General features: G+C 62.5%; 4 protein-coding genes. All 4 read right to left on the bottom strand.

What is annotated here, in order from left to right; all coding sequences use genetic code 11:
* A partial coding sequence (locus BQ17_RS10300; protein WP_256091469.1) for a GTP-binding protein occupies positions 1-284 on the bottom strand: 284 nt, incomplete at its 3' end.
* A 27-nt stretch (positions 285-311) separates the two neighbouring features.
* A complete protein-coding gene (gene fusA, locus BQ17_RS10305) occupies positions 312-2,405 on the bottom strand; it encodes an elongation factor G (protein WP_089726768.1) in 2,094 nt (697 codons plus the stop codon).
* Positions 2,406-2,450: 45 nt separating this feature from the next.
* Positions 2,451-2,921 carry a 30S ribosomal protein S7 gene (gene rpsG, locus BQ17_RS10310; protein ID WP_089726770.1) on the bottom strand — a complete coding sequence of 157 codons (471 nt, stop codon included), beginning with the start codon at positions 2,919-2,921 and terminating at the stop codon, positions 2,451-2,453.
* Positions 2,922-2,939: 18 nt separating this feature from the next.
* Positions 2,940-3,314 carry a 30S ribosomal protein S12 gene (gene rpsL / locus BQ17_RS10315; RefSeq protein ID WP_089726772.1) on the bottom strand — a complete coding sequence of 125 codons (375 nt, stop codon included), beginning with the start codon at positions 3,312-3,314 and terminating at the stop codon, positions 2,940-2,942.
* Positions 3,315-4,785: the final 1,471 nt, after the last annotated feature.

Here is a 4,785-nt window from a genome sequence, read left to right on the forward strand (position 1 = left end):
CCGGTGATCATGTTCTTCACGTAGTCGGCGTGGCCCGGACAGTCCACATGGGCATAGTGACGGGCGTCGCTCTCGTACTCGACGTGGGCGGTGGCGATGGTGATGCCGCGCTCGCGCTCTTCCGGGGCGTTGTCGATCTGGTCGAAGGCCTTGACCTCGCCGCCGTGCTTGGCGGCCATGACCTTGGTGATCGCCGCCGTCAGCGTGGTCTTGCCATGGTCTACGTGCCCGATCGTCCCGACGTTGACGTGCGGCTTGGTGCGTTCGAATTTCTCTTTGGACATCCCGCTCTTCCCCTGTCTCGCTGATTACTATTTTTTGGAGATGGCCTCGGCGATACTGGCCGGGACTTCATTATATTTAGCGAACTCCATGCTGTAGGTGGCCCGCCCCTGGGTGGCGGAGCGCAGGTCCGTGGCATAACCGAACATTTCCGCCAAGGGTACCCCGGCGCGAATAATCTTTCCCGAGGGCGCATCATCCATACCCTGCACCATGCCGCGCCGGCTGTTGAGATCGCCCATGACGTCGCCCATGTAATCCTCCGGCGTGACGACCTCCACCTTCATGATCGGCTCCAGCAGGACCGGCTTGGCCTTTGCGGCCCCCTCCTTGAAGCCCATGGAACCCGCGATCTTGAAGGCCATCTCGCTCGAATCCACCTCGTGGTAGGAACCGTCGTAAAGGGTAACCTTCACATCCACCACCGGAAAGCCCGCCAGGATCCCGCTCGCCAGGGCCTCCTCGACGCCCTTGCCCACCGCGGGGATGTACTCCTTGGGGACCACACCGCCGACAATCTCGTTGACAAACTCGAAGCCCGCGCCCGGCTCCTGGGGCTCAATGCGCAGATACACGTGCCCGTACTGTCCGCGACCGCCGGACTGGCGGACAAACCTGCCCTCCTGCTCGACCTGGGCGCGGATGGTCTCGCGATAGCTGACCTGGGGCGTGCCTACATTGGCTTCCACATTGAACTCACGCTGCATGCGGTCGACGATGATCTCCAGGTGCAGCTCGCCCATACCCGAGATGATGGTCTGGCCCGACTCCTCGTCGGTACGCACCCGGAAGGAGGGGTCTTCCTGGGCGAGCTTGAATAGGGCGACGCCCATTTTCTCTTGGTCGCCCTTGGTCTTGGGCTCCACCGCCACCGAGATGACCGGTTCGGGAAACTCCATGCGTTCCAGGGTAATGAGGGCGTTCTGGGCACACAGGGTGTCGCCGGTGGTCACGTCCTTCAAACCGACGGCGGCGGCGATGTCACCGGCGCGGACCTCCTTGATCTCCTCCCGCGCGTTGGCGTGCATCTGCAGGATGCGACCGAAGCGCTCACGCTTGCCCTTGACCGGGTTGAAAACAGTGTCGCCGGACCTGAGCACACCGGAATAGACCCGAAAGAAGGTCAAGGTGCCTACGAAGGGATCCGTGGCGATCTTGAACGCCAAGGCGGCGAAGGGTGCCTCATCGGTCGACGGGCGTTCCTCTTCCCGCTCGGCGGCACCGCCGGTGATCCCCTTGATCGCGGGCACATCGATGGGTGAGGGCATATAGTCGATCACCGCGTCCAACATCGCCTGCACGCCCTTGTTTTTGAACGCGGAGCCACACAGGATCGGGACGATCTCGTTGTTCAGCGTCCGCGCGCGCAGGCCCGCTTTGATCTCTTGCGCGCTAAGCTCCTCACCCTCCAGGTACTTCTCCATCACCGCTTCGTTGGCCTCGGCGGCCGCTTCGATCATGACCTCGCGCCACTCCTGGCACTGCGCGACCAGTTCCTCGGGGATCTCCCGGAGCGCGTAGTTCATCCCCCGCGACTCCTCGTCCCAGATAATGGCCCGCATGCCGACCAGATCGACGACGCCCTTGAAGTCCTCCTCCGCACCGATCGGGAGCTGAATGGGCACCGCGTTGCCGCCCAGGCGTTCCTGCACCTGTTTGACGACGCGCAGAAAGTCGGCGCCCATGCGGTCCATCTTGTTCACGAACGCCAACCGCGGCACGCCGTACCGGTCGGCCTGGCGCCACACGGTCTCGGACTGGGGCTCCACCCCGCCGACGGCGCAGAAGACGGCACAGGCACCGTCGAGGACCCGGAGAGAACGCTCGACCTCGATGGTGAAGTCCACGTGCCCGGGGGTATCGATGATATTGATGCGGTGCTCCGGATACTGCATATCCATACCTTTCCAGAAGCAGGTAGTCGCCGCGGACGTAATGGTGATGCCGCGCTCCTGCTCCTGCGCCATCCAGTCCATGGTCGCGGCGCCGTCGTGCACCTCCCCGAGCTTGTAGGAGATACCGGTATAGAACAGGATCCGCTCGGTAGTCGTGGTCTTCCCCGCATCGATGTGCGCCATGATGCCGAGATTGCGACAGCGATCGATTGGTGTATTGCGTGCCACGAGTCTATCTACCCACAACGAACTTTACTGAATCCGACGGCAAGCTCACCAACGATAATGAGAGAAGGCCTTGTTGGCCTCCGCCATGCGATGGGTGTCTTCCTTCTTCTTGAATGCAGTACCCCGGGAGTCCGCCGCGTCCATCAGCTCCCCGGCCAGGCGCAGGGCCATGGATTTCTCCGAGCGCTTGCGGGCGGCATCGATGAGCCAGCGCATCGCCAGGGAGTTACGGCGGGTCGGCCGCACCTCGACGGGCACCTGATAGGTGGCACCGCCGACCCGGCGTGACTTGACCTCCACCACCGGGCGCACGTGCTCCATCGCCTGGTCCAACAGGTCCAGGGGCTCCGCGTCCTTCTTCTTGGCCACCTGATCGAGGGCGCCATAGATGATGCGCTCGGCAACCGACTTCTTGCCGTCTTCCATAAGCATATTGATGAACTTGGCAAGCAGCTCGCTCCCGAACTTGGGATCCGGCAGGACCTGACGGCGGGCAACGATGCGTCTTCTCGGCATGACTGAAGGCTCCGAAACTCAGCTCTTCGGGCGCTTGGCGCCATACTTGGAGCGACCCTGACGACGGTTCTCCACCCCGGTGGTATCCAGGGTTCCCCGGACCGTGTGGTAACGCACGCCCGGCAGGTCCTTCACCCGCCCACCGCGGATGAGCACCACCGAGTGCTCCTGCAGATTGTGCCCCTCGCCCCCGATATAGGAAGTCACCTCGTAACCATTGGTCAAGCGCACGCGCGCCACCTTGCGCAGGGCCGAATTCGGCTTCTTCGGCGTGGTGGTATAGACGCGCGTACACACCCCGCGCTTTTGGGGGCAGGCCTCCAACGCAGGCACATTGGTCTTGGCAACCTTGCGCTTGCGCGGCTTGCGCACCAGCTGGTTGATCGTCGTCATGCGTAACCATCTCCACCGGCGCTTAAGACGCCTGCCACAGGGAAAACCGAGAGGTAAAACCACCTTTGCCGCCGCACCGGACTAGGGCGGCGACATCAGACCTCTCGCGGTTGACCTTCAGAAGGGCCCGGGCGCTGGACACCCGGCAGAAAATAAAAGGAGCCGGCACAGACTGCCGGCTCAACTAAGCTGGAGGAGTATAGGGATATGGGGTAGCGGTGTCAACTGCTGGCCTTAGCTGGCTTGTCTTTTATCCGCAGATTACGCAGATTTTCACAGATGAGAAACGAAACAATCGGCGAAAATCTGCACAATCCGCGGATCAAAAACGAACCCCGACTCGAATCCGCCGCAAACGGACGCGCATGGACGCAAATCGTTTGCGCTGACTGGTATCCACTTGCGGCGGACCCAAGACGACGGTGAGTGTAACGAACCGCATCGCCATTCCTTCCGGCCGTGGAACCGCAGGTCGGATTGAGTATGGGAAAACCGATAACGCAATGGCGCAAAGATCGCTTGGGTTCTTCTTTGCGTCTTGGTGTCCTTGCGTTATTTTTTGCGGTGAACACCTGCCGACCGTCTCAGGAACGCCTGCCTGTGCCGGCCATTGTCTTAAGGTCTGTAGGATGGACGTAGGATGCGGTGAGCGTCTGCCTATGTGCAGAGACCTATCCTTGCCCACCTACCTATCGCAGGCAAGTCCCAGGGACGGGACAGGCAGATAGCGAACCGCATCAATCGACTGTGGTCATTCCACGGAAGTTTCCGCACCGCGGCGGCTGGTTGGGATGCACCAGGCGCAGCGTGCCTATCGATCGCTTTGGAGTGCGCCGGCAAAGCGCCGCGACCTGACCGGCCCCCGGCAGTGTGCGCTACGACCGCGGCATTTGCTCAAGGATCGACGGTGCGGCATTTCCCACGCAGCGCGGCGACGGCGCTTTGGTTCTTGGACGGCCCTAATCCAAAGCGGCGGCGGCTTGGTGCCGATCGCCGGACAGGTGCGACCAACCAATCACCGAGGATCACCCGAGGCACCGGGATGGCCGGTTGCCGCCGCACTCCAAAGGGCCTAGGGGCGGAAAAGATAGCCCGTAGGATGGGCAAAGCAAGCGTCTATCAAGCTGATCTCACGGGTTCGGTCATTCCGCGACGGTTTCCGCACTGCGGCGGCTGGTTGGGATGCACCAGGCGCAGCGTGCCCATCGATCGCTTTGGAGTGCGCCGGCAAAGCGCCGCGGCCTGACCGGCCCCCGGCAGTGTGCGCTACGACCGCGGCATTTGCTCAAGGATCGATGGTGCGGCATTTCCCACGCGGCGCGGCGACGGCGCTTTGGTTCTTGGACGGCCCTAATCCAAAGCGGCGGCGGCTTGGTGCCGATCGCCGGATAGGTGCGACCAGCCAAGTTTCCGACACACTCCGCGGCGCGGAGCTTCCGCGTTCCCACGCGGCGCGTGGGAACGAGAAAAA

It is taken from the genome of Candidatus Thiosymbion oneisti (assembly GCF_900092655.1).
Lineage (GTDB): Bacteria > Pseudomonadota > Gammaproteobacteria > Chromatiales > Chromatiaceae > Thiosymbion > Thiosymbion oneisti.